Source organism: Pseudomonas sp. RIT357 (assembly GCF_000632245.1).
In the GTDB taxonomy this organism is placed as follows: Bacteria; Pseudomonadota; Gammaproteobacteria; order Pseudomonadales; family Pseudomonadaceae; genus Aquipseudomonas; species Aquipseudomonas sivasensis.
Genome location: NZ_JFYX01000001.1, coordinates 292612 through 317111 on the forward strand (window position 1 = coordinate 292612; position 24500 = coordinate 317111).

General features: G+C 61.2%; 20 protein-coding genes. 7 read left to right on the forward strand and 13 right to left on the reverse strand.

Features of this window, described 5'->3' with window-relative positions; all coding sequences use genetic code 11:
* The first annotated feature begins 119 nt into the window (after positions 1-119).
* Positions 120-1280 carry an MFS transporter gene (locus BW43_RS25810; RefSeq protein ID WP_032884171.1) on the forward strand — a complete coding sequence of 387 codons (1161 nt, stop codon included), beginning with the start codon at positions 120-122 and terminating at the stop codon, positions 1278-1280.
* On the opposite strand, the gene BW43_RS25805 is transcribed toward BW43_RS25810, so the two are convergent.
* Positions 1277-3010, reverse strand: a complete 1734-nt coding sequence (locus BW43_RS25805; RefSeq protein WP_032884173.1) for a DUF4153 domain-containing protein — start codon at positions 3008-3010, stop codon at positions 1277-1279. The two genes, BW43_RS25810 and BW43_RS25805, sit on opposite strands and share 4 nt — an antisense overlap.
* Positions 3011-3291: 281 nt before the next feature.
* Between BW43_RS25805 and ilvD the strand changes: the two genes are divergently transcribed.
* Entirely contained in the window at positions 3292-5133 is a 1842-nt protein-coding gene (gene ilvD / locus BW43_RS25800; protein WP_032884175.1) for a dihydroxy-acid dehydratase, read from the forward strand.
* A 192-nt stretch (positions 5134-5325) separates the two neighbouring features.
* On the opposite strand, the gene BW43_RS25795 is transcribed toward ilvD, so the two are convergent.
* Positions 5326-6387 carry a hypothetical protein gene (locus tag BW43_RS25795; RefSeq protein WP_032884177.1) on the reverse strand — a complete coding sequence of 354 codons (1062 nt, stop codon included), beginning with the start codon at positions 6385-6387 and terminating at the stop codon, positions 5326-5328.
* A gap of 242 nt (positions 6388-6629) precedes the next feature.
* Here BW43_RS25795 and BW43_RS25790 point away from each other — a divergent pair, with 242 nt between their 5' ends.
* A complete protein-coding gene (locus BW43_RS25790; protein ID WP_032884179.1) occupies positions 6630-8021 on the forward strand; it encodes an L-cystine transporter in 1392 nt (463 codons plus the stop codon).
* A 78-nt stretch (positions 8022-8099) separates the two neighbouring features.
* Here BW43_RS25790 and BW43_RS25785 read toward each other — a convergent pair whose 3' ends face one another.
* Positions 8100-8612, reverse strand: a complete 513-nt coding sequence (locus BW43_RS25785; protein WP_032884180.1) for a dihydrofolate reductase — start codon at positions 8610-8612, stop codon at positions 8100-8102.
* 69 nt (positions 8613-8681) lie between these two features.
* On the opposite strand from BW43_RS25785, the gene BW43_RS25780 reads away from it, so the two are divergent.
* Together BW43_RS25780 and BW43_RS25775 are read left to right on the forward strand one after the other, a co-directional pair.
* On the forward strand, positions 8682-10061 hold the full coding sequence (locus tag BW43_RS25780) for a DUF2868 domain-containing protein (RefSeq protein ID WP_032884181.1): 1380 nt from the start codon (positions 8682-8684) through the stop codon (positions 10059-10061).
* Positions 10054-11421, forward strand: a complete 1368-nt coding sequence (locus tag BW43_RS25775; protein WP_032884183.1) for a DUF3482 domain-containing protein — start codon at positions 10054-10056, stop codon at positions 11419-11421. Before BW43_RS25780 ends, BW43_RS25775 begins: the two co-directional genes overlap by 8 nt.
* Here the strand turns inward: BW43_RS25775 and BW43_RS25770 are convergent.
* The 7 genes from BW43_RS25770 to BW43_RS25740 all read right to left on the reverse strand — a co-directional run bounded on the left by BW43_RS25770 (position 11418) and on the right by BW43_RS25740 (position 20430).
* On the reverse strand, positions 11418-11972 hold the full coding sequence (locus BW43_RS25770) for a phosphonate degradation HD-domain oxygenase (protein WP_032884184.1): 555 nt from the start codon (positions 11970-11972) through the stop codon (positions 11418-11420). The genes BW43_RS25775 and BW43_RS25770 overlap by 4 nt on opposite strands.
* The gene (locus tag BW43_RS25765) at positions 11972-13105 is read right to left on the reverse strand and encodes a TIGR03364 family FAD-dependent oxidoreductase (RefSeq protein WP_032884185.1); all 1134 of its coding nucleotides are present in this window, start codon (positions 13103-13105) and stop codon (positions 11972-11974) included. Before BW43_RS25765 ends, BW43_RS25770 begins: the two co-directional genes overlap by 1 nt.
* A gap of 134 nt (positions 13106-13239) precedes the next feature.
* Entirely contained in the window at positions 13240-14262 is a 1023-nt protein-coding gene (locus BW43_RS25760) for a putative 2-aminoethylphosphonate ABC transporter substrate-binding protein (RefSeq protein WP_032884187.1), read from the reverse strand.
* Between the two features lie 19 nt (positions 14263-14281).
* The gene (locus BW43_RS25755; RefSeq protein WP_032884190.1) at positions 14282-15988 is read right to left on the reverse strand and encodes a putative 2-aminoethylphosphonate ABC transporter permease subunit; all 1707 of its coding nucleotides are present in this window, start codon (positions 15986-15988) and stop codon (positions 14282-14284) included.
* A gap of 1 nt (position 15989) precedes the next feature.
* The gene (locus BW43_RS25750) at positions 15990-17054 is read right to left on the reverse strand and encodes a putative 2-aminoethylphosphonate ABC transporter ATP-binding protein (protein WP_032884191.1); all 1065 of its coding nucleotides are present in this window, start codon (positions 17052-17054) and stop codon (positions 15990-15992) included.
* A 237-nt stretch (positions 17055-17291) separates the two neighbouring features.
* Positions 17292-18155 (reverse strand): LysR family transcriptional regulator, encoded by an 864-nt coding sequence (locus tag BW43_RS25745; protein ID WP_032884193.1) that lies wholly within the window; start codon positions 18153-18155, stop codon positions 17292-17294.
* A gap of 16 nt (positions 18156-18171) precedes the next feature.
* On the reverse strand, positions 18172-20430 hold the full coding sequence (locus tag BW43_RS25740) for a heavy metal translocating P-type ATPase (protein WP_032884194.1): 2259 nt from the start codon (positions 20428-20430) through the stop codon (positions 18172-18174).
* 85 nt (positions 20431-20515) lie between these two features.
* Between BW43_RS25740 and cadR the strand changes: the two genes are divergently transcribed.
* Complete coding sequence (gene cadR / locus BW43_RS25735) at positions 20516-20956, forward strand: Cd(II)/Pb(II)-responsive transcriptional regulator (protein WP_032884195.1); 441 nt, start codon at positions 20516-20518, stop codon at positions 20954-20956.
* Between the two features lie 116 nt (positions 20957-21072).
* Here the strand turns inward: cadR and BW43_RS25730 are convergent, their stop codons facing one another.
* The 3 genes from BW43_RS25730 to BW43_RS25720 form a co-directional block, all read right to left on the reverse strand.
* Positions 21073-21906 (reverse strand): thymidylate synthase, encoded by an 834-nt coding sequence (locus BW43_RS25730; RefSeq protein ID WP_015886389.1) that lies wholly within the window; start codon positions 21904-21906, stop codon positions 21073-21075.
* Positions 21907-21961: 55 nt separating this feature from the next.
* Positions 21962-22774 carry a prolipoprotein diacylglyceryl transferase gene (lgt, locus tag BW43_RS25725; protein WP_032884196.1) on the reverse strand — a complete coding sequence of 271 codons (813 nt, stop codon included), beginning with the start codon at positions 22772-22774 and terminating at the stop codon, positions 21962-21964.
* Positions 22775-22839: 65 nt separating this feature from the next.
* Positions 22840-23622, reverse strand: coding sequence for a sulfite exporter TauE/SafE family protein (locus BW43_RS25720; RefSeq protein ID WP_032884198.1), 783 nt, complete (start codon positions 23620-23622; stop codon positions 22840-22842).
* Between the two features lie 121 nt (positions 23623-23743).
* On the opposite strand from BW43_RS25720, the gene BW43_RS25715 reads away from it, so the two are divergent.
* Positions 23744-24490, forward strand: coding sequence for an NRDE family protein (locus BW43_RS25715; protein WP_032884199.1), 747 nt, complete (start codon positions 23744-23746; stop codon positions 24488-24490).
* Positions 24491-24500: the final 10 nt, after the last annotated feature.

The window sequence follows — 24500 nt, forward strand, 5'->3', positions numbered from 1 at the left end:
AACTTTTCCTACCCAAGCAAGCCACGTCTACTCAGGAAATTTCTCTCAACGCTTTTGATTGAATTCCACTTTTCGCAGACTAGTATCGGTTTCTGGTTTTACTCCGGAAAACAAAAACAATGTCTGGGCCGTCTCTCTCCCGCTTCATCCTGATCACCTGCATTTCCCTGATCAGCTTCTTCCCGATCAATATCCTGCTGCCCTCGTTTCCCGCCCTGTCTGCCCAGTTCGATACGCCCAGCGCAGACATCGCACTGTCCATCAGCCTGTTCACTTTGGTGTTTTCGATCTCCCAACTGGTCACTGGCCCGCTGTCGGATAAATGGGGTCGCAAGGAAGTGCTGCTCGGCTGCATAACGCTGTCGATCCTCGGGGCGATAGGCTGCGCAATGGCCCCGGATTACCTGACGTTCCTGCTGTTTCGCACGGTGCAGGCCATGGGGTGCGGCTTCTTCGTGTTGGGCCATGCACTGGTGGAAGACCTGTTCGATGAACAGGACCGAGCCCGGGTACGCCTCTATTACATGACCCTGAGCGGCTCGTTTGTCGCCCTATCACCACTGATCGGCTCCTGGCTGCAAACCACCTTCGACTGGCAAGGGAGCTTCTATGGGTTTGCGCTCATGGCATTGGGCATGTTGATCCATGCGTTCTGCATTCTGCCTTCCCAGGCTGCCAGCCCGCACCGCGTACCCGTTTCGATCCTGGGCACGCTCAAAGCAGTCGCCGCCAATCGCGACTTTCTGCGCTATTGGTGGATCGCCGCCCTGGTGTTTGCCTGCTATTTCGCCTTGATCAGCGTGACACCGCTGATTTTCATGGATGCGCTGAAGCTGTCCGAGTACCAATATGCGTTGGTGCTGATGGTGTATGGCGTGGCCTACCTGCTCGGGGGCGTCGCAGCCTCGCACCTGCAAAAACGCATGACGCTGTCCCGGCAAATCAACATCGGTCTCGGACTACTGCTCGTTGCTGGCGCACTGTTAACCCTGATCGTGAGCCTGAACGCCATCAGCACCGTGACCTTGCTCATCCCAATGCTGATCAGCGCCCTGGCCGTGACCCTGGTTCGGCCTGCTGCGATTTCCGCAGCGATGCTGTTGTTCTCAAGCAGTGCGGGCACCGCAGCATCGGCCGGGAACAGCATCATGTTTCTCACGGCGGCCATCAGCAGCGCCGCACTGGCCCAGGCCGGCGATTATCTGCTCATCACCATCGCCATCGGGTTCATTGTGCTCAGCCTGTGGGGGCTGATGACCAACAGCCGTGCGGGCCGCTAAGGCTCCCGAATCACCGGCGTAAGCAGCATATCGCTGGTCTGCAACTGCAAATAACGGGGTTTGACCAGCGAAACCTTTCCTTCGCGGATATCGTGGATCAGCGTCTCCGTGTCGACATAACCGTCCGGCAGCTGCGTCCACAACAACGGACCACGATCGTCCCATTCGCCCTTCTCATCCAGCACGAAAATGCGTGGCGGCTTGGAGTCGTGACGATAACTGGTGCTCGGCATTGCCAGCACTTCGGGTTGGCCATCCTGATCCAGGTCGACCGCCCACAGCACGCAACCCAACTCGCAAGGGGAGTCCGTGCTCAGGCTGAGCTCGGCAAATTGCTCGCTACCTTTGGGCTCCGGGCCGATCCATTCCAGTTCGGGCTTGGGCCGCTCCGCCTGTTCCTTTGCATAGCGCTCGGTGAAACTCAGCGCCGTGTCGTCCATCCGCTCACGCAAGGCGCGGCGTGAATCCGGGTCCAGAATGCGTTCCTGATCCAAGTCGACCTGCAACTTTGCAAACGCCTCCTCGCCTGCTTTCTCCAGGCCAAACCGCAAGTAGTCCGCATCGAACGCTTCAGCCTTGGTGCGCCCGTCGAGCAAACGCCGGACCTGATCGTCGACGCTCAAACGTACCGGATCGAGGATCGGCGTATTGACCAACACCACCAGCCCACAAAACAGCAACGCCAGGGCCGGGTTGGTCACCCGCAAGTTGGCGAGCCAGATCGGCGAACGCAACACCACCGCCCAAACGGCCGCCAGGCCATACAAGCCACACAATAGCGCCGCCGCCAGCGCAATGAAGCGTTGTGGCGACAAGGCATATTGCTCCACCCGCAGCCAGCTCGAATAAAACGCGATGGCGGCGAGAATCGGCAGACACAGCAGGCTCAACTCGATAAAACGCGTTAACCATTTGGGGTACGGCCGAGGCTGAATACCCTCCTGAAAAACACCGTTGAGCAAGAACAGTTGCGCACCTGCCAGCACCAGAAGAATGGGCGTTGAATAACCCGTCGCCCAAATTCGTTGGAGCCCGGTGAACGGTAAAGTCAGGGTAAACAGCAAACTGATCAGGGCGATCAACGGCAACAACAAGCCACAGGCGCTGAACAGCATGCCGCGCATCTGGCCGATGACTTTCTCGCTGCGCGCCGCCAGGTACATGCCCAGGGCGAACACCAACGGCAAGCTGATGCACAGGAATCGCTGGCTCCAGAAGTGATGCTCAAAAAATTCGATGCCCAGCATCAGGAACAGTCGGCCCCATAGCTTGAGCAACAACATGAACACCCCCACCAGGATCAGGGCGTACAGCACGATGAACACGCTGTTCCAGGCCTGCTGAAACAGGTCCTCATAACGCCAGCGCTGCCCTTTTTCGGCGGGCCAGGCGAACAGAAACGTGGCACAGACATAACTCAACAACATCACGCTGATAAACCAGGAATTGATCGCCCAACGGCTATTGCCGACATGGTCGAGGCCGTAACAGACCCACAGCGTCATGCCGCCCATCAACAGGGTGAACGCCAGCGTAGGTAGCAGCGACCGCCACCGCAGGGCTTTTTCCCCCAGCAACTGCAAGGTGGTACCGCCGACCAACACAACGGTGTAGGTGACAAAAAACAGAGTTTCGCTCAAGCGATAGAGCTGATCGGAGTAATTGAAGACGATTCCCTGGATCAGACCGATCAGCAGGTAAAACCCAAGAAAACGATGGATACCGGGCATTCCAATTCCTTTGGAGAGGGGTGGGGGGCAAAGGGTCGCTAGTCTAAACAAAGCCCACGGACATGAGTATTGCCCCGTTCCCTCCAGCCGCCAGCGGTGTAGAATCGGCCCTATTCATCGCCAGTCATCCCCCGGCGGGTTTATGAGCTCAAGGCCAATGCGCACGGCGATCCCGTCACGTTTGCGGCAACTTCCGGACACCAGGGCCATTTTTCGGGTGTTCCAGACGTCACTAGAAGCTCACTCCCCTTTGATACCGATTAGCCGCCCGGAGTGCTCCAATGCCTGATTACCGCTCGAAAACATCCACCCACGGCCGCAACATGGCCGGCGCGCGCGCACTGTGGCGTGCCACGGGGATGAAAGATGACGACTTCAAGAAGCCGATCATCGCGATTGCCAACTCTTTTACCCAGTTCGTACCGGGCCACGTCCACCTCAAGGACCTGGGCCAACTGGTCGCCCGCGAGATCGAACGCGCTGGCGGCGTAGCAAAAGAATTCAACACCATCGCCGTGGACGACGGCATCGCCATGGGCCATGACGGCATGCTGTACTCGCTGCCAAGCCGCGAGATCATCGCCGACTCCGTGGAGTACATGGTCAACGCCCACTGCGCCGACGCCATCGTCTGCATCTCCAACTGCGACAAGATCACCCCCGGCATGCTGATGGCCTCCCTGCGCCTGAACATCCCGGTGATCTTCGTCTCCGGCGGCCCGATGGAAGCCGGCAAGACCAAGCTCGCCTCCCATGGCCTGGACCTGGTCGACGCCATGGTCATCGCCGCCGATTCCAGCGCTTCTGACGAGAAAGTCGCGGAATACGAGCGCAGCGCCTGCCCGACCTGCGGTTCGTGCTCCGGCATGTTTACCGCCAACTCGATGAACTGCTTGGTCGAGGCACTGGGCCTGGCGTTGCCGGGCAACGGTTCGACCCTGGCGACCCACAGCGACCGCGAGCAGTTGTTCCTGCAGGCCGGCCGCACCATCGTCGAGCTGTGCAAGCGTTACTACACCGAGAACGATGACTCGGTATTGCCGCGCAACATCGCCAACTTCAAGGCGTTCGAAAACGCCATGACCCTGGACATCGCCATGGGCGGTTCCACCAACACCATCCTGCACTTGCTGGCCGCCGCCCAGGAAGCCGAGATCGATTTCGACCTGCGCGACATCGACCGCCTGTCCCGTCACGTGCCGCAACTGTGCAAAGTCGCGCCGAACATCCAGAAGTACCACATGGAAGACGTGCACCGCGCCGGCGGGATCTTCTCGATCTTAGGCTCTCTGGCCCGTGGCGGCCTGCTGCACACTGACCTGCCGACCGTGCACAGCAAGTCCCTCGCCGAAGGCATCGCCAAGTGGGACATTACCCAGACTGACGATGAAGCCGTGCATACCTTCTTCAAGGCCGGCCCGGCGGGCATCCCGACTCAGACTGCGTTCAGCCAGTCGACCCGTTGGGACACCCTGGACGACGATCGTGAAAACGGCTGCATCCGCAGTGTCGAACACGCCTACTCCCAAGAAGGCGGCCTGGCCGTGCTCTACGGCAACATCGCCCTCGATGGCTGTGTGGTGAAAACCGCCGGTGTGGATGAGTCCATCCACGTCTTCGAAGGTCGCGCCAAGATCTACGAAAGCCAGGACAGCTCGGTTCGCGGCATCCTCGCCGACGAAGTGAAAGAAGGCGACATCGTGATCATCCGCTACGAAGGCCCGAAAGGCGGTCCGGGTATGCAGGAGATGCTCTACCCGACGTCCTACCTGAAATCCAAAGGCCTGGGCAAAGCCTGCGCCCTGCTGACCGACGGCCGCTTCTCCGGCGGCACCTCGGGCCTGTCCATCGGCCATGCTTCGCCAGAAGCCGCTGCCGGTGGCGCGATTGGCCTGGTGCAGGATGGCGACAAGGTGCTGATCGACATTCCGAACCGTTCGATCAACCTGTTGATCAGCGATGAAGAACTGGCGGCGCGCCGCGTCGAGCAGGACAAGAAAGGCTGGAAGCCGGTTGAAAAACGTCCACGTAAAGTGACCACCGCGCTGAAGGCTTATGCCCTGCTGGCCACCAGCGCCGATAAGGGTGCTGTGCGTAACAAGGCGATGCTCGACGGCCTGTAAGCCTCCCCCCAATAAAAATGCCCCGCCAAGTGCGGGGCATTTTTTTGCCTGGAGCAATTCTCCAAAACACTGAGGATCACAATGTGGGAGGGGCTTGCTCCCGATATAGATGGGTCAGTCAACACATGCACCGACTGGCACCCTGCTATCGGGAGCAAGCCCCCACCCACATTTACCGGCGTAGAGCCGTGGTTATTGAATCTCATCCGGCTTGACGATCACCCAGTTCTTATCCGCCGTCACCGGCAACCCTTCCTTGGCCTGCGCCGCAGCATGCTTGGCCATCATGCCGTTGAGTTGAGTCATGTATTTGTCTTTGCGGTTGATCCACAGGTGCACGCCGCCCTTGGCGACGTCTACATCGTGGAACAGCATGTAGCCGTCGCTGGTCGGCGTGTCGCCGCCGACGATCACCGGTTTTTTCCATTCGTCGATGTAGGTGAGGATCGCCGCGTGTTTACCCGCCATCCAGGTCGCCGGGGTCCACAGGTAGGGGGTCAGCTCCAGGCCGAGGTTGGCTTTCTCATCGTATTTGCCGGCGGTGATCTGCTTGCGGGCGGTGGTCAACTCGCCGGTCTTGCGGTCCTTGAGCAGGGTGGTCACGCCGATGACGTTTTCAGGTTTGACGTTGTAGCCGTACTTCGGATCCGCCGCGACCATGCGCACCAGTTCCTCGGAAGCGGCCGTCATCACGTACACCTCGATGCCGTTTTCCATCAGCTTGTTGTACAGCTCGGTCTGGCCGGTGAAGACTTTCGGCGGCTGCACCTCGGACTTCTTCACCACGTCGCCTTCGAAATAGCTGACCGGCACGGGCTTGCCGGACGCCATCAGCTCATCCACCTGAACCTTGAGTTCCTTGAGGGTGAAGCCGGAAAACACCTGGGCGACCCAGGGGTAGCAGACCATGTCGTCCACTTCGCACAGGCGATAGTAGTAACTGAACAGGCTTTCCTTATGGTCGGCCGTGTCTTTGAACGGCATCAGCTTGAGCGAAGGATCAAGGCTGTCGCGGGTGATCAGGCCCTTGTTTTCCATGTAGGGCAGCAGGGACTCTTCGAGGTCGTAGCGGTAGCTGGTGTTGTCCATGTCGAACACCGCGTAGTTACCCTTGTTGGCGTTGGCGGCGATCATGTCGTTCAGTTGCTTGGCCGCAGGTGCGGACCAGTGTTTCAACTCCGTGGCGGCAAACGCCTGGCTGGCGAGTCCCAGGCAAAGTGCGGCGGATACCAGTAGTTTCGGCGCGAGCTTCATAGACGTTGTCTCCCTGAGTGAAAGACATCGACGCTAACAAATACTCGTGACAGTTCCCATGTTGAGCGCGACCGCGCGCGTCCTGATCCCGCCAACGGCATACGCCTGAGCGTCAAAGGCTTATTCCAAAAACGACAGTCACCATTCCATATTGGTATTAAATCAATATATTTCAAGCTGTTAGGATTTCCGGTTCGCAATCGCAGGCTCACGCGATTGGCTGCCTTCTCAACGGAGCTTCAATGAATCTGCCCCTGATTCTCAACTTACTCGTGTTCGTGGCCCTGCTATTGGGCCTGGCACAAACCCGTCGCACAAACTGGAGCCTCGCCAAGAAGGTCCTGTTTGCCCTGGTCCTGGGCGTGGCGTTTGGTGTGGCGCTGCACAGCATTTACGGTGCCGGCAACCCGGTGCTCAAGGCCTCCATCGGCTGGTTCGACCTAGTCGGTAACGGCTACGTGCAGTTGCTGCAAATGATCGTGATCCCGCTGGTATTTGCCTCGATCCTCAGCGCTGTGGCGCGCCTGCATAACGCGGCGTCCTTGGGCAAGATCAGCTTCCTGACCATCGGCACGCTGCTGTTCACCACCGCGATTGCGGCATTGATCGGTATCGGTTTGACCAACCTGTTCGGCCTCACCGCCGAGGGCCTGGTGGCCGGCACCCAGGAAATGGCGCGCCTGCAAGTGATCCAGAGTGATTACGCAGGTAAGGTCGCCGACCTGAACATCCCTCAATTGCTGCTCTCGTTTGTGCCGTCAAACCCGTTTGCCGACTTGGCCCGCGCCAAGCCAACGTCGATCATCAGCGTGGTGATCTTTGCTGCCTTCCTGGGGGTTGCCGCGCTGCAACTGCTCAAGGATGACGTGGAAAAAGGCCAGAAAGTGCTCAACGCCATCGACACCCTGCAAGCCTGGGTGATGCGTCTGGTGCGCCTGGTGATGAAACTGACCCCGTACGGCGTATTGGCGCTGATGACCAAAGTGGTCGCCGGTTCCAACCTGCAAGACATCATCAAGCTCGGCAGTTTCGTGCTGGTGTCGTACCTGGCCCTGGGCCTGATGTTCGTGGTGCATGGCCTGCTGCTGTCGCTGGCCGGGATCAACCCGCTGCGCTTCTTCCGCAAGGTCTGGCCTGTGCTGACGTTTGCCTTCACCAGCCGTTCCAGCGCGGCGGCTATCCCGCTGAGCATTGAGGCGCAGACTCGCCGCCTCGGCATTCCGCAATCCATTGCCGGTTTCGCTGCTTCGTTCGGCGCGACCATCGGCCAGAACGGTTGCGCCGGCCTCTACCCTGCCATGTTGGCGGTGATGGTGGCGCCGACCGTGGGCATCAACCCGTTGGACCCGCTATGGATCGCGACCCTGGTGGCGATTGTGACCCTGAGTTCGGCCGGTGTTGCTGGCGTGGGAGGCGGTGCGACGTTTGCCGCGCTGATCGTGCTGCCGGCCATGGGCTTGCCGGTCTCACTGGTGGCGCTGCTGATTTCCGTGGAGCCGCTGATCGACATGGGCCGTACGGCGTTGAACGTGAATGGTTCGATGACGGCAGGGGCAATTACCAGCCAGATCATGGGGCAGACGGACAAGGCGTTGTTGGATGCAGATGAGCATGCGGAGTTAGCGCAGGCCTGATAGACCGTCATCGGGGGCAAGCCCCCTCCCACATTTGGAATGCACTTCAATGTGGGAGGGGGCTTGCCCCCGATGCTTTTAGGCTTTTTCCCAGACTTCGAAGTTGTAAGCCGGCTTATCACCTTCGGCTGGGTTTGGCAGATTGGAAACCAACGTCCACTGGTTCGCATCAAACTCCGGAAACCACGCATCCCCTTCCGGACTCAGCGCCACGCGCGTGAGATATAACCGATCCGCCTGCTCCAGCCCCTGCGCATACAGCTGCGCGCCACCGATCAGCATCAACTCATCCACGCCCTGCTCCAGCGCCCAGGCTTCAGCCCGCGCCACGGCGGCATCGAGTGACGGAAAAACTTCCGCACCTTCAAGCTTAAGATCGGTCTGACGGCTGACCACCAGGTTCAAGCGCCCAGGTAGCGGTCGACCCAGAGAATCCCAGGTCTTGCGCCCCATGATGATTGGCTTGCCAAGGGTGGTGGCCTTGAAATATTTGAAATCCCCCGGCAAATGCCAGGGCATGCTGTTATCGACGCCGATCACGCGGTTTTCACCGAGGGCTGCGATCAGGCTTAAAGGGAGAGTTTTTTTCATGGCGACGAGAATACCAGAGCCAAGACCTAGCGGTTATGCTCCAACCTCACTTGCTCAACAGGACGGCGCGTGACTGCACTGAACCCGCTGCAAAAACTCTGGCTGACAGAAACCGTGCGCCTGCGTGAAGAACACGCAGGTGCCCTGGAAGACTTGGAAGCCAACCGCCTGGCCCGTACGGCCGGCGGCGATCTGCCGACGCGCATCCAGCATCGCGCCTTGCATCTGGCCGAGCGCGATGGGCTGACTGCCGCCCTCACCCGCTGGCTGCAAGGTGCGCGTTTGGCACTGGTGCTGCTGGCGCTAGTCGCCGTTATCAGCGGCGCCGGGCTGGCCTTCGCGGCACTGGGCAACGGTTTGACCCCGGTGAATGTGTTCTGGGCCCTGGGCAGCCTGCTCGGTTTGAATCTGATCCTGTTGATAAGCTGGGCACTGGGCCTGCTGTTTGCTGGAGAGCACAGCGCCAGCCTTGGTCGCTTATGGCTGTGGCTCAGTGAAAAACTCGCCCGTGACGCCAAGGCCGCGCAATTGGCCCCGGCGTTATTGCTGTTGTTGCAGCGCCAGAAACTCAATCGCTGGGCAGTCGGTGTGCTGGTCAACGGACTGTGGCTGCTGGCATTGCTCAGCGCGCTGGTCATTCTGCTGACACTGCTCGCCACAAGGCGCTACGGCTTTGTGTGGGAAACCACCATTCTCGGTGCCGACACCTTCGTCGCCGTCACCCAGGCCCTCGGCGCCCTGCCCGCTGTGCTTGGTTTCAATGTACCGACCGTCGAGATGATCCGCGCCAGCGGCGACTCCGCCCTCAATATCGAAAGCGCCCGCCAAGCCTGGGCCGCTTGGTTGGTGGGCGTGTTGCTGGTCTACGGCCTGCTGCCCCGACTCATCCTCGCCCTGTTGTGCCTGTGGCGTTGGAAAGCAGGACGCGCGGCCTTGCGCCTGGACCTGAACCTACCGGGCTATAGCCAACTGCGTGAACGCCTGATGCCAAGCAGTGAACGCCTCGGCGTCAACGACGCCGCGCCCGAGCAACTGCACCACGTTACCGGCGGCGTCAGCGAGCTGGAAAGCGACGGCGCCCTGCTGGTGGCCATCGAGCTGGACGACCAACACCCCTGGCCGCCCAAGCTACCAGCCCAAGTGAAAAACGCCGGCATCCTCGACAGCCGTGAATCGCGCAACAAGCTGTTGGAACAGCTCACCCGCTTCCCGCCCGCGCGCCTGGCCATCGCCTGCGACCCGCGCCGTTCGCCGGATCGCGGCAGCCTAGCGCTGATCGCCGAACTCGCGCGCAGCGCCGCAGCCACCCGCGTCTGGCTGCTGCAAGCACCGCCCGGCCAAGCGCTGGATGCCGAACGCCTCGGCGATTGGCACACCGCGCTGCATCAGCTGGAGCTGCCCTTCGCCGACTGCGCGCCGTTGAACTGGCTGGAGACCGGTCATGACTAAACCGCTGAAACTCGCCGTGGTCGGCCACACCAACGTGGGCAAAACTTCGCTGCTGCGCACCCTGACCCGGGATGTGGGCTTCGGTGAAGTCTCCCATCGTCCCAGCACCACGCGGCATGTGGAAGGCGCGCGCCTGTCGGTGGACGGCGAAGCCCTGCTGGAGCTGTACGACACGCCCGGCCTGGAAGATGCCATCGCCCTGCTTGATTACCTGGAACGTCTCGACCGACCTGGCGAACGCTTGGACGGCCCGGCGCGCCTGGCGCGGTTCCTCGAAGGCAGCGAAGCGCGCCAGCGTTTCGAGCAGGAAGCCAAAGTGCTGCGCCAACTGCTGGCCTCGGACGCCGGTCTGTATGTGATTGATGCCCGCGAGCCGGTGCTGGCCAAGTACCGCGATGAGCTGCAAGTGCTGGCCAGTTGCGGCAAACCCTTGCTGCCGGTGCTCAATTTCGTCAGCAGCAGCGACCACCGCGAACCGGACTGGCGCGAAGCCCTGGCCCGCCTCGGCCTGCATGCGCTGGTGCGTTTCGACAGCGTCGCGCCGCCGGAAGACGGCGAGCGTCGTCTGTATGAAAGTCTGGCCCTGCTGCTGGAAAACGCACGACCGCAGTTGGAACGCTTGGTCCTTGATCAGCAAGCCCAACGCCAAGCTCGCCAGCAAAGCGCAGCGCGGTTGATCGCCGAATTATTGATCGACTGCGCCGCGTGCAGGCGCAGCGTGGTCACTGAAGATGAGCAGCAAGCCATCGGCGATTTGCGCAAGGCCGTGCGCCAGCGCGAACAAAAATGTGTGGAGGCCCTGCTCAAGCTGTTCGGTTTCCGCCCACAAGACGCGGCCGCCAGCGACTTGCCGCTGCTGGATGGCCGCTGGGGCGACGACCTGTTCAACCCGGAAACCCTCAAGCAACTCGGCGTGCGCGTGGGTGGCGGGATCGCTGCCGGCGCGGCGGCGGGTGCCGGCGTGGATCTGCTGGTTGGCGGGCTGACACTGGGCGCCGCCGCCCTGGCCGGAGCCATCGCCGGGGGCGCGCTGCAAACCGCGCGCAGCTATGGCAGCCGCCTGCTGGGCAAGATCAAGGGCCAACGCGAGTTGACCGTCGATGATAGCGTGCTGCGCCTGCTCGCCCTGCGCCAACGCCAGTTGCTCAAGGCCCTGAGCGTGCGCGGCCACGCGGCGATGCACAGCATCAAGGTCGATACGCCCCAGGACAAAACCTGGCGCGAAGGCAAGTTGCCGGAGGCGCTGCACAAAGCCCGTGCCCATCCGCAATGGTCGTCGCTCAACCCCCACGCCAAGCTGAGCCAGGCTGAACGCCAAGAGCAAATCGAGGCCCTCGCCCAACGCCTCGACGAGACCTAAGCTGCCAGCACCTTGCGAGCCTTGGCCTTGAGCACTTCAAGGTCGAGCAGCGGCACGTGCATGTCCTTGGCTTGTTCGTCCCAGTGTCGCATGCGCAGGCTGACGTGACAGAGCGGGTCTTGCTCGAAGGCCCGTGCCTCATCGGCTGTCATCACGCCGCCCTGATAAGCCAAGGTTCGACGGCTGGCTTCGCTCAGGCGCGCGTAGTAATCCGGCTGGCTGAAGGTCAGGTAGCGCTTGGCCTGCACGTGATATTCCACCAGCCTGGCCATGCGTTCGCTGAACCCTGCCCGACGCAGGTAATCCGCCCCCAACCGCTCATGGCTGACCACGCCATAACCGCCCATGTTCGCGCCGCCCTGGCCGCAGAGATGGCCGATGTCGTGGAAGAACGCTGCCAATACCACTTCATCATCGAAACCTTCTGCCATGGCCAACTGCGCGGCCTGGGACATGTGTTCGATCTGCGACACCGGCTCGCCGATGTAGTCCGCCGTGCCGTGCTGTTCGTACAAACCAAAGACGTCGGTAATCACCTGTTCCCGGTTCATCACGCCTCCCCACACAACGCGCGGATATTGCGCTCGGCCATCGCTGGTCCCACGCTCATGCCCACGCCGGTGTGCATCAACGCTGCACTCACGCCTGGCGCCGCCCGCAAGAACGAAAACGGCGCCGGTCCACGCGAGCCATAAACGCCCTGCCAACGTTCCACCACCTGAATCTTGCAGCCCAGGGTCTGCTGGGCCAGTTCGATCATCCAGTCGTCGACCTGTTCGGCGTTGAAGGGCGACGCATCGCTGCCGTACTCGTGGGAATCGCCGATGATCAGTTCGCCGTGAGGCGTCGGGCTGATCAGCAAGTGAATGCCATGCTCATGCAGGTACGGTGCTTCACGAAGGATCTGCGCCTGCACCGGCGCGGCTTCCGGCAAGTCGGCGAAAGCACCGTAATGCACGCAACTGAGGCCGGTGAGCAAAGCGTGTTGCAGGTTCAGGTTGAGCACCGGCCGGGCGCGCAGCATTTGCAGGCGACAGACCTGCGGGTTGAGCGGCGCAATCGATTCGGCCAGCAGGGTTTGGTAATCGTGGCCGGAGCAGACGATGATCTGCTCGCCACGAAAGCTCCCCGCCGTGCTGTGCAGTTGGCCCGGCTCCACGTCGCGCACGAGCGTGGAGAAATGAAACTCCACGTTCAGCGCTTGCGTCAGGTAGTTGATCAGCGCCGGAATCGCCTCGCGCGAATACAGCTGTTGATCGTCCTTGCCGTGCAGCGCGGCGCGGTGGTGGCGGAACTGGCCGCCGTACAGGTCCTTCATTGCTGCGCCTTGCAGCAACTCGACGTTATAGCCGTACTCCTGCGCGCGACCGGCGCAGAAGGCTTCCAGCAGGTGTTCTTCAGCTTCGGTGCGGGCAAACAAGTACGAGCCGTTGCGCTTAAGTTGCAGCCCGGCGACTTGCGCCCACTGCCCCCAGATCTCACGGCTTTCGCGCGCCAGGTCGAGCATCGGCCCCGGTGGTTGGCCGGTGACCAGAGCCTGGCCGAAGTTGCGCACCGAGGCGCCCAACGGCGTGGCGCTGCGCTCGAAGACTTTGACCTTGAGGCCGCGTTTGGCGGCTGCATAAGCGTGGGAAAGGCCGAGGATGCCGGCGCCGATGATCAGCAGGTCGCTGTGGTGTGTCATTTAGTGATGTCCTGTTTTCATGACCGCCATCGGGGCAAGCCCCCTCCCACAGTTGACCGCATTCTCATGCAGGAACTCGGTCGACTATGGGAGGGGGCTTGCTCCCGCTAGGGCCATCAGCCCTAACGAAAACCTTACTGACCCGCTACCTTCTCCGACTTGCCGTCATAGCGCTTACGCCATTCAGTCAGGATGCTGTCGCGGTTTTTGGAGGCCCAGCCGAAGTCGTTCTTGATCAAACGCTGCTCGTAGTCCGCTGGCAATTCGGTCTGCGGCTTGGCGATTCCCGGCTGGGCGAGCACGGCAAAGTTGTCCTTGTACAACTCCATCGCCGCAGGGCTGGCAGAAAAGTCCGCCAGTTTCTTCGCCGCGTCGGCATGGGCGCTGCCCTTGATCACGGCAGTCGCTTCGATGTCCCAACCCAGGCCCTCTTTGGGCAGGATGATGTCCAGCGGCGCGCCCTGACGCTTGAGCTGTACCGCCGGGTATTCAAACGAGATACCAATCGGGAATTCCCCCGAAGCCGCCAGCTTGCAAGGCTTGGAACCGGAGTGAACGTACTGGCCGATGTTCTGGTGCAGGTCGTCCATGTACTGCCAGCCTTGTTTCTCGCCGAAGGTCTGCAGCCACGCGCTTACGTCCAGGAAACCGGTGCCGGACGATGCCGGGTTGGGCATGACGATCTTGCCCTTGTACTCAGGCTTGGTCAGGTCTTGCCAGCTCACCGGCTTGGTCAGGCCCTGTTTCTCGGCTTCGACGGTGTTGAAGCAGATGGTCGCGGCCCACACGTCCATGCCGACCCAGGCCGGGGGGTTGGCAGCGTCGCGGTAGTTTTTGCCGATCTTGTCCAGGTCCTTCGGCGCGTAGTTGTCGAGCATGCCCTGCTGGTCGAGGATCGCCAGACTGGAGGCCGCCAGTCCCCAGACCACGTCGGCTTGCGGACGATCTTTCTCGGCCAGCAGCTTGGCCGTGATGATGCCGGTGGAGTCGCGTACCCACTTGATTTCAACATCAGGGTTGGCTTGCTCGAAGGCCTTTTTGTAGGTCTTCAACTGCTCGGCTTCGAGGGCCGTGTAAACGGTCAGTTCGGTCTTGGCGAAGGCATTCAGGCTGAATGCAGTGAGTACGGCAGCGACCAGCGTCAGGGGCTTGAACATGGAATACCTCCTTTAAGGGTTATTGGCCGGGCGCGGTCTGGCGCCAGGCTTGGGATCGGCGCAGCGCGCCACGTGAGGCCCACGCCAGCAGCAGCGAGACGCCGGCCGAGGTGAACAGGATCAGGGTCGACATGGCCGCCGCGCCGCCCACATTGCCGGCGTCGTCCATGTTCAACACGGCGACGGCGGCGAGGATGGTGTCGGGGCTGTAGAGAAAGATCGCGGCGGACACGGTGGTCATCGCCGACACAAACAGGTAGCGCACGATATCCAGCAATGCCGGCAGGCAGATCGGCACGGTGACGCGCAGGTAATGACGGTACAGCGGCGCCTTGAGCGACAGCGCGGCGGCTTCAAACTCGGCGTCCAGCTGGCGCAACGCGGTGGTGGCGGTCATCTGCGCAGTGGTCAAATAGTGAGCAATGGTGCACACCACCAGCAGGGTCATGGTCCCGTAGAACACGTGCAGCGGGTTGCCGTTGAGGTTGAAGAAGAACACGTAGCCCAGGCCCAGCACCAAACCCGGCACGGCCATCGGGACAAAGCTGAGCATGCGCAGCGCCAGGTTCAGGCCCTTCTGACCTTTTGTTTTTTCCATCAGATAGGCGCCGGTGAAGATCAGCACACTGCCGATCAGTGCCGTGCACAAGGCCATGCGCAGGCTGTTGCGATAGGCCAGCCAGCCGCCGCCCGCCGTGTCTTCAAACTGGTAGTGGTTCAGCGACAGCGACAGGTTGTACGGCCAGAATTTCACCAGCGAGGAGTACACCGCCATGCCGAACACCAGCAGCAACACCGCGCAGATCAGTAGGACGATGGCCAGGTAGCAGCCATCCCTTACCCGCGATGGCGTGGGCTGGAACACCTGGGCACGGCCACTCATGGCGTCGCCATGACGTCGGCGCAACCACGCATCCACGCCAAAACTGAACAGCGCCGGCAGTAGCAACACCATGCCGATCAACGCGCCGCGACCGAATTGTTGCTGGCCGACCACCGCCTTGTAGGCTTCCAACGCCAGCACCTGGTAATCACCACCGACCACCACGGGCACGCCGAAGTCGGTAATGGTCAAGGTAAACACCAGGCAGAATGCGGCGAACACCGCCTGGCGCGTGGCCGGCCAGGTGATGCTGCGAAACGCCCGTGCCGGGCTGGCGCCCATGCTGGAGGCGGCATCGAACAGCCGCGCATCCGCCAGGGACAGCGCCGACAGCAGGATCATCAACGCGTGCGGGAAGGTGTAAATCACTTCCCCGAGCACAATCCCCCAGAAGCCGTAGATGTTGTCCGAAAGCAGCCCGCGCAGCATGCCCTGATTACCGAACAGATAAACCAGCGCGATGCCCGGCAGCATCGACGGTGCCATCAACGGCAGCAGCGACAGGCCTCGCCAGATCGCCTTGCCTGGAATCAACGTGCGTTGCAGCGCGTAGGCAAACAGGTAGGCCAGCGGTACGACAATGGCCGCCACGCTGAGGGAGACTTTCAGGCTATTGCCCAGCAGCCAGTGGAAGTTCTCGCTGGTGATTAATTCCCGAGCGGCCACAAGGCCACCGCCCTGCCCGGCCTCGCTGCTGAAGCCGCGCCAGAAGATCGCCAGCAGCGGCATCAACACGGCAACACTGAGCAGGCACAGCCAGAGCAGTTTACCGCCGAGCACAAAAATACGGTCGCCGGTTTCGGCGCGGGAAACTTGCCGCGGCAGGGTCATGACAGCGGCCATCTCAGGCAAACACCTGCAGGCTGCGCGGCGGCAAGGCGACCCAGATGTCTTGGGCGCCCAGGCGCGGCATCGCCTCCGGGGCCAGTTCAGCCAGCAGCGGGTGGCCCGGCAGTTGGTCCAGTTCAAAGCTCATGCGGCAGCGGTTGCCGAGGAAGGTGATCTCGCGGACCTTGGCCGCGAACAGGTTTTCTTCATGCACTGGCGGGTTGACGCTGATGGCTTCCGGTCGGCAGAACAGGCGGCCGGACGTGGCCACACCGGCATCCTCGGCCAGGCGCATGTTCATCCCGCCGACCTGGGCATGGCTGGCACTGTTGCGGCTGAACGGCAGCCAGTTGCCCTGGCCGACAAACTCCGCCACGAACGGCGTGGCCGGGCGGTCGTAAATTTCTTGGGGCGTGGCGTATTGCTCGACCTTACCGTTGTTCATTACGGCAATACGGTCGGCCATCAACATGGCTTCGTCCTGGTTGTGGGTGACCATCAGCGTGGTGATGCCCAAGCGCCGTTGCAGCTGGCGCAGCTCGGTGCACAGGTGCTCACGCACGCGGGCGTCGAGGGCGGACATGGGTTCGTCCAGCAGCAGTAACGAAGGGGCCGGCGCCAAGGCGCGGGCCAGGGCAACGCGCTGCTGTTGGCCGCCGGACAGCTGGCCGGGGTATTTCTTTTCGCTGCCGACCAGACCGACCAGTTCCAGCATCTGCCCAACACGCTGGCGCACTTCATCGCGACCACTGCCGGTGAGGCCGTAGCCGATGTTCGCTTCGATGGTCAGGTTGGGAAACAGCGCGTAGGACTGGAACAGAATGCCGTAGTCCCGCGCCTGAGGTGGCAGCAGGGAAACATCGCGATCACCCAGGTAAAGTTCGCCGCTGTCCTGGCGCTCCAGGCCGGCGATGCAACGCAGCAAGGTGGTCTTGCCGCAGCCAGACGGACCCAGCAGACACACCAGCTCGCCGGCGGCGACGTCCAGGGACACGTGATCCAGCGCCGTAAAGGCGCCGAAGCGTTTCTGGATACCGCGCACTTTCATCGGCGCGCCGGGTTGGGTCAGGACTGTGTTCATGGTGGCACCTCATCGAACTGATGAAGGCCATGCTAGGCGGGCAATGCGTCCCTCTTGTGGCAGAAAGGCAAAAGGCAGTGATAGTGGTATTGGTGGATTTGTGTAGGTGATTTGGAGGGGGGTGCCTGGTTTACCGCAATCGGGGGCAAGCCCCCTCCCACACTTGGAATGTGTTCGCAGATCAAAATGTGGGAGGGGGCTTGCCCCCGATTGGCCCTCAAGGCAGCCACCAAACCTCTAAATTGGCGACATTTCCTGCGCCAACCCTAGAAACGCCGCCGGCAGGCGGGCGCCTTTTCGTTCTTTGAGGCAGTACAGGTACTCCGGAATCTGCGGCGCATTCTCAATGGTCAACACCCGCAACTGCGGATCATGGGGCACTTCCTGTCGAGCAATGATGCTGATACCGATATTGCGCAGCACCGCCTCCCGGATTGACTCGCGACTGCCGATCTCCAGCAACGGCCCATAGCTCACCCCAGCACCCTGCAACATTTCCTCGGTAAGCCGTCGGGTGGTGGAACCTGCTTCGCGCATCAATAAGGTGTGTCCGGCCAGGGCAGTCAATGGCACATGATCAAGCTTGGCCAGGGGATGATTGCGATGCACCGCCAACACCAGAGGATCAGTGCCCAATACGCGGCGGATCAGGCGCGGGTCTTCCAGCAACTGCGAAGAGGCGGCGACGTCTACGCGGTACTCGTCCAGCGCTTCGAGTACCTGCTGAGAATTGCCGATGTCCACCGACACCTCCACATGGGGCAGGCGTTCGCGAAAGGCTTTGACCAGGTCGAGGATGTAATACGGCGCTGTCGCGGCAATGCGCAAAGCGCCCTGGAGTTGACCACTGTTGCGCAGGAAAAACTCGATGTCCGCTTCCTGCTGCAACAACGCCTTGACCATCGGCAGCAACCGGGCGCCGTCGTCGCTGACCGTGAGGCGGCGACCACCGCGGTAGAACAGCTCAACGCCGTACTGGCTTTCCAGGTTTCGGATCTGGGTGGTGACTGTGGGCTGGCTCAGGCCGAGTTTTTTCGCCGCCTGGGTAATGCTGCCCAGGCGGGCGACCATAAAAAACGCCTTCAGCTCAGCACTCAGCACACCGCCCTCTCATCGTTTATTTGCGCAACAGGCGCAGGCCATTGAACACCACCAGCAGGCTCACGCCCATGTCGGCGAAGACCGCCATCCACATGGTGGCCATCCCCAGGAAAGTGACCGCGAGGAAGATCGCCTTGATCACCAGCGCCAGGGCGATGTTCTGCTTGAGGATACTCGACGTTTGCCGCGACAAACGAATGAATGCCGGGATCTTGCGCAAATCATCGTCCATCAGCGCCACGTCGGCAGTCTCGATGGCAGTGTCGGTACCGGCGGCGGCCATTGCAAAACCGATCTCGGCGCGGGCCAGGGCCGGGGCGTCGTTGATGCCGTCGCCGACCATGCCCACCCGGTGGCCTTGGCCGTAGAGGGTTTCGATGGCTTGCAGTTTGTCGGTGGGCAACAGGTCGCCTTGAGCCTGGTCGATGCCGACCTGGGCCGCAATCGCCTGGGCGGTATGGGTGTTGTCGCCGGTGAGCATCAGGGTTTTGATGCCCAACTCGTGCAATTGCTGAATGGCCTCGCGACTGCTGTCCTTGACGGTATCGGCCACGGCGAACAGCGCCAGGGGGCCGGACTTATCGAGCAGCAACACCACGGACTTTCCTTGCTTCTCCAGCGCGAACAGCTTTTCTTCCAGCTCAGGCGAGCACAGGCCGAGGTCTTCCACCAGACGGTGGTTACCCAGGTGGTAAGTCTCACCCTTGATATCGCCGCGCACACCACGACCGGCCAGGGCTTCGAAGTTATCCACAACGTGCACCGGCAGGTTTTTATCCACAGCCGCATTCGCAATGGCCAACGACACCGGGTGGTCAGAACGCCCAGCCAAACTGGCGGCGAGGGCCGGTGCGCTGTCCTCGACGTTTGGGAACAACGCCAAGTAATCGGTCTGCACCGGTTTGCCGTGCGTGATGGTGCCGGTCTTGTCCAGCGCCAGGTAGTCGAGCTTGTAACCACCCTCCAGGTACACGCCGCCCTTGATCAGGATGCCTTTGCGCGCCGCCGCCGCCAGGCCGCTGACGATCGTCACCGGAGTGGAGATCACCAACGCGCAGGGGCAGGCAACCACCAGCAGCACCAGGGCGCGGTAGATCCAGTCGAACCAGACACCGGCCATGAACAGCGGCGGAATAATCGCTACACCCAAGGCAAACAGGAAGACGGCCGGGGTGTAGACCTTGGAAAAACTGTCGACGAAGCGCTGGGTCGGAGCCCGTGCGCCTTGTGCTTGCTCGACGGCGTGGATGATCCGCGCCAGTGTGGAGTTATTGGCCGCTGCCGTGACTTTGTATTCCAGGGAGCCGGCTTGGTTGATGGTGCCGGCGAAGACTTTATCGCCCACGGTTTTTTCAATCGGCAGGCTTTCCCCGGTGATCGGCGCCTGGTCGATGGTGGATTGACCTGCGGTGACTTCACCGTCCAGGCCGATGCGCTCGCCGGGTTTAACCCGGACGATGGCGCCCAGTTCGATGCTTTTAACCTCCTGCTCAACCCAGTTACCGTCGGCCTGCTGCACCGTGGCCTGTTCCGGGGTCATCTGCATCAAGCCGCTGATGGCATTGCGCGCACGGTCCAGGGACTTGGCTTCAATCAGCTCGGCGACGGTGAACAGGAACATCACCATGGCGGCTTCCGGCCACTGGCCGATCAGGATCGCGCCCGTCACGGCGATGCTCATTAAGGCGTTGATGTTCAGGTTGAGGTTCTTCAGGGCGATCCAGCCCTTTTTATAGGTGGTGAGGCCGCCGCTGAGGATCGACACCAGCGCCACGAGGGCGATGACCCACGTCGGCGCGGCATTCGTGAAGTGCAGCACTTCGGCGCCCAACGCACCGACGCCGGACAACGCCAACGGCCACCAGTGTTTTTTGGCAGGCGGTTCGGCAGCCGGGGTACCTTCCTCGATCGGGTCGGCCTGCATGCCCAAGGACTTGATGGCATCGATGATCGGCGCGGTACTCGGCAAGTCGTGGGTGACGCCGAGGATGCGGTTGATCAGGTTAAATTCCAATTGCTGCACACCCGCCAACTTGCCCAGTTTGTTCTGGATCAGCGTTTGCTCGGTGGGGCAGTCCATGGCTTCGATGCGGAAGGTGCTGAGGCGCGAGCCGGCGGTGGGCGCTTCGCTCAATTGCACCAACTCCGGTGCTGGAGTCCCGGAACAGCAGGCACCTCCGTGGCCGTGGTTATGCACAGGCGTGAGTTTCTTAGGGCCATGATCATGATCGTGATCGTGATCGTGTTTATGCGGGGTGTGGATGGAGTCGCTCATTCGGTCGCGTCCGTAAAGGTGCCTGTTGCCAAGTAAAGACCCTGTAGCCACTATAGGGTCAAGCACCCATTTGGAGATTGCTGCGATGAAGATCGGCGAATTGGCCAAACTGACTGACTGTCAGGTGGAAACCATCCGTTATTACGAGAAAGAAGGCCTGCTGCCGCCGCCGGCGCGCACCGACGCCAACTACCGCGTGTACACCCAGGCGCACACCGAGCGGCTGATCTTTATCCGCAACTGCCGCAGCCTCGACATGACCCTCGAAGAAATCCGCAGCCTGCTCAGCCTGCGCGACAGTCCACAGGACCAATGCGAAAGCGTGAATGCGTTGGTCGACGAGCATATCCACCATGTGAAAGCGCGGATCGACGGGCTATTGGCGTTGCAGGTGCAGTTGCTGGACTTGCGCCAACGCTGTGGCGGCGGGGATCACTGTGGGATTTTGCAGCAGTTGGAGGTCAGCGGGAGTATGCAGGCCAGCGAGGCTGAGCCCTCACATGTAGGCAGAAGCCACGGCCATTAAACGGGCCAAATGTGAGAGGGGGCTTGCCCCCGATGGCGGTGGGCCAGTTAAGTATTGGGTGACTGACCCACCGCAATCGGGGGCAAGCCCCCTCCCACATTGGACGGCGTCAGACGCTAGATAGCGACATCGGCCTTGATGCTTGGATCAGCGTCATAGCCCACAATCTCAAAATCTTCGAACTTGTAATCGTAGATCGACGCCGGCTTACGCTTGATCACCAACTCCGGCAGCTTCTTCGGTGTACGCGCCAGTTGGGTCCGGATCTGTTCCATATGGTTGCTGTAGGCATGGGTATCGCCAGTGGTGACGATGATCTCGTGAGGGATCAAGTCGCACTGTTGGGCCAACATATGGGTGAGCAACGCTAGGGCAGCGGTGTTGTACGGCAGACCAAGGAATACGTCGGAGCTGCGGATGTACAACTGCATCGACAGATGGCCGTCATGCACGAACGCCTGGTACAGCAGGTGGCACGGTGGCAGGGCCTGTTTGCCGTTTCGCGCGTTTTCCTGTGGGCTCTTGGTTTCGTCCGGCAGGTATTCGACGTTCCAGCCGTGGAACAGAATGCGACGGCTGTTGGGGTTGGTCTTGAGCGTGTGCACCATGTAGTCGATCTGGTTGATCGTCCCGCCGTCTTTGGTCGGCCAAGCAGTCCACTGCTCGCCGTAGACCGGGCCCAGGTCGCCGTCTTCGGTGGCCCATTCGTCCCAAATCTTCACGCCGTTTTCGTTGAGCCACTTGATATTGGTGTTGCCGCTCAACATCCAGATCAGCTCATTGGCGATGCTTTTAAAGTGAAGCTTCTTGGTGGTCAGCAGCGGGAAGCCGTCGGCCAAGTTATGCCGATACTGACGGGCGAACACGGCCTTGGTGCCGGTGCCGGTGCGATCGCCCTTGGTCAGGCCATTGGTCACGACGTCGTTCAGTAGTTCGAGATATTGCTTCATGTAAGTACCCGTATCGTTGAAGCAGGAGCCCGCACGCAGGCCCCGGCATTCGAATTTAAAGCGCGGTGTTCTTCAGCGGCTGCGGGCGATTGTACGCCCACCACAGCAGGCCCAGACCCACGAGGATCATTGGGATGCTCAACACCTGACCCATGGTCAGCCAGCCCCACGCCAGGTAGCCCAACTGCGCATCCGGCACACGTACGAATTCGACGATGAAACGGAAGATGCCGTAAAACAGCGCGAACATGCCGGAAACGGCCATGGTCGGGCGTGGTTTGCGCGAGAAAATGTACAGAATGAGGAACAGTGCCACACCTTCCAGTGCGAACTGGTATAGCTGCGACGGATGGCGCGGCAGTTGTGCCGGGTCGCTGAACGGCGGGAACACCATGGCCCACGGCACGTCGGTCGGCTTGCCCCAGAGCTCGGCGTTGATGAAGTTACCGATACGCCCGGCGCCCAGGCCAATCGGCACCAGCGGCGCAACGAAGTCCATCAGTTGGAAGAACGACTTGCCATTGCGGCGGCCGAACCACCAGGCAGCAATCATTACGCCGATAAACCCGCCGTGGAACGCCATGCCGCCCTTCCACACTTCGAAAATCAGTGTCGGATTGGCGATGTAGGCGGACAGATCGTAGAACAGCACATACCCCAGACGCCCGCCGACGATGACCCCCATGGACAGCCAGAAGACCATGTCGGAGAGTTTCTCCTTGGTCCAGGTCGGGTCGAAACGGTTCAGGCGGCGGGAGGCCAGCAGCCAGGCGCCGCCGATGCCGATCAGGTACATCAACCCGTACCAGTGGATTTTCAGCGGACCGATGGCCAGAGCCACCGGGTCGATCTGCGGGTAAGGCAGCATTGCGACTCCTCGTTAAATCATGCGTTATGGCGACCGGACCATGCCCGGGCGCGATTAAGTCTGCGTTACAGCAAAAAGTTTAAACCCACGCAAAACAGCAAGCCGGCGAACAACCGCTTGAGCAACCGCGGCGACAACCGATGCGCCAGGCGTGCGCCAAAGCGGGCAAACACCATACTGGTCAGGGCAATGCCCAGCAGCGCCGGTAAATACACGAACCCTAGACTATGAGCGGGCAACAGCGGGTCATGCCAGCCCAGAATCATGAAACTTAATGCACTGGCCAGGGCAATCGGCAGGCCACAGGCGGACGAGGTGGCCACCGCCTGTTGCATCGGCACGCTGCGCCAGGTCAAAAACGGCACGGTCAGCGAGCCGCCGCCGATGCCGAAAATGGCCGAAGCCCAGCCAATCACCGTGCCTGCCAGGGTCAGGCCGACCTTGCCTGGCACCGTGCGACTGGCCTTGGGCTTGACCTCCAGGGCCAGTTGCACGGCGATGATCAGCGCGAACACGCCAATGATCTTCTGCAAATGCGGACCGGAAATCGCCTCGGCGGTCAGCGCACCGAAACCTGCACCGATCAGGATGCCCACGGTCATCCACACAAAGATCGGCCAACGCACCGCGCCACGTCGGTGGTGCTCACGCACGGCATTGACCGAGGTAAAGATGATCGTCGCCAAGGATGTGCCTACGGCCAAGTGAGTCAGCACCTGCGGGTCGAAGCCCTGCAAGGTGAAGCTGAACACCAGCACCGGCACGATAATGATCCCGCCGCCCACGCCAAACAGCCCGGCGAGTACACCCGCACAGGCGCCCAGCAGCAAATACAGCAGAAATTCCATGGGAGCCCCCGAATCAAGTCCGGCATGTTAACGGATGGAAGGCATGCGGCCCAACTGGATACGATGGAACACCGCTGCCGGTGTGGGTAGAGTGGCAAAAAACACAAAAGGGAATCGCCTGATGTGCCTGATTGTTTTCGCCTGGCGGCCGGGCCACGCCCAACCGCTGATCGTCGCGGCCAACCGTGACGAGTTCTATGCCCGCCCCAGTCTGCCGCTGGCCCAGTGGCCGGACGTGCCCGAAATCTATGCCGGTCGCGATCAGGAAGCAGGCGGCACTTGGCTTGGCGTGAATGCCGATGGGCGATTTGCTGCCCTGACCAATATCCGTGATCCCCACCAGCCGCCGGCACGAAAGTCACGCGGCGAACTGGTCGCGCGGTTCCTCAGTGGTTCACTGCCCATTGACGACTACTTGGCCGACGTTAACGGCCGATCGATTGAATACGCCGGGTTTAACCTGCTGGTGGGCACGCGAGATGAGTTGTGGCATTACAACGCCAATCACACCGAGCCCACGCAGTTGAAAGCGGGCGTGTACGGGTTATCCAACGCAGGGCTGGATACGCCTTGGCCGAAACTGCTTAAGGCCAAAGCTGCGCTGAGTGAGTTGCTGAACAATCCGCAACCCGAAGCGCTACTGGAGATTCTGAGCGATCCGCAGATCGCGCCCTTTGCTGAGTTGCCGGATACAGGCGTGGGGTTGGCGACTGAAAGCCTGTTATCGAGCGTATTTATCGCCAGTCCAAGTTATGGGACACGGGCGAGTACGGCGCTGATTGTAAATGCCGATGGCACGCGGCGGATGGTGGAGCGTAGTTTTGGGCCCCATGGTGGCCGACTCGGCGAAGTCGAACTCACGCTCTAGACACACCACA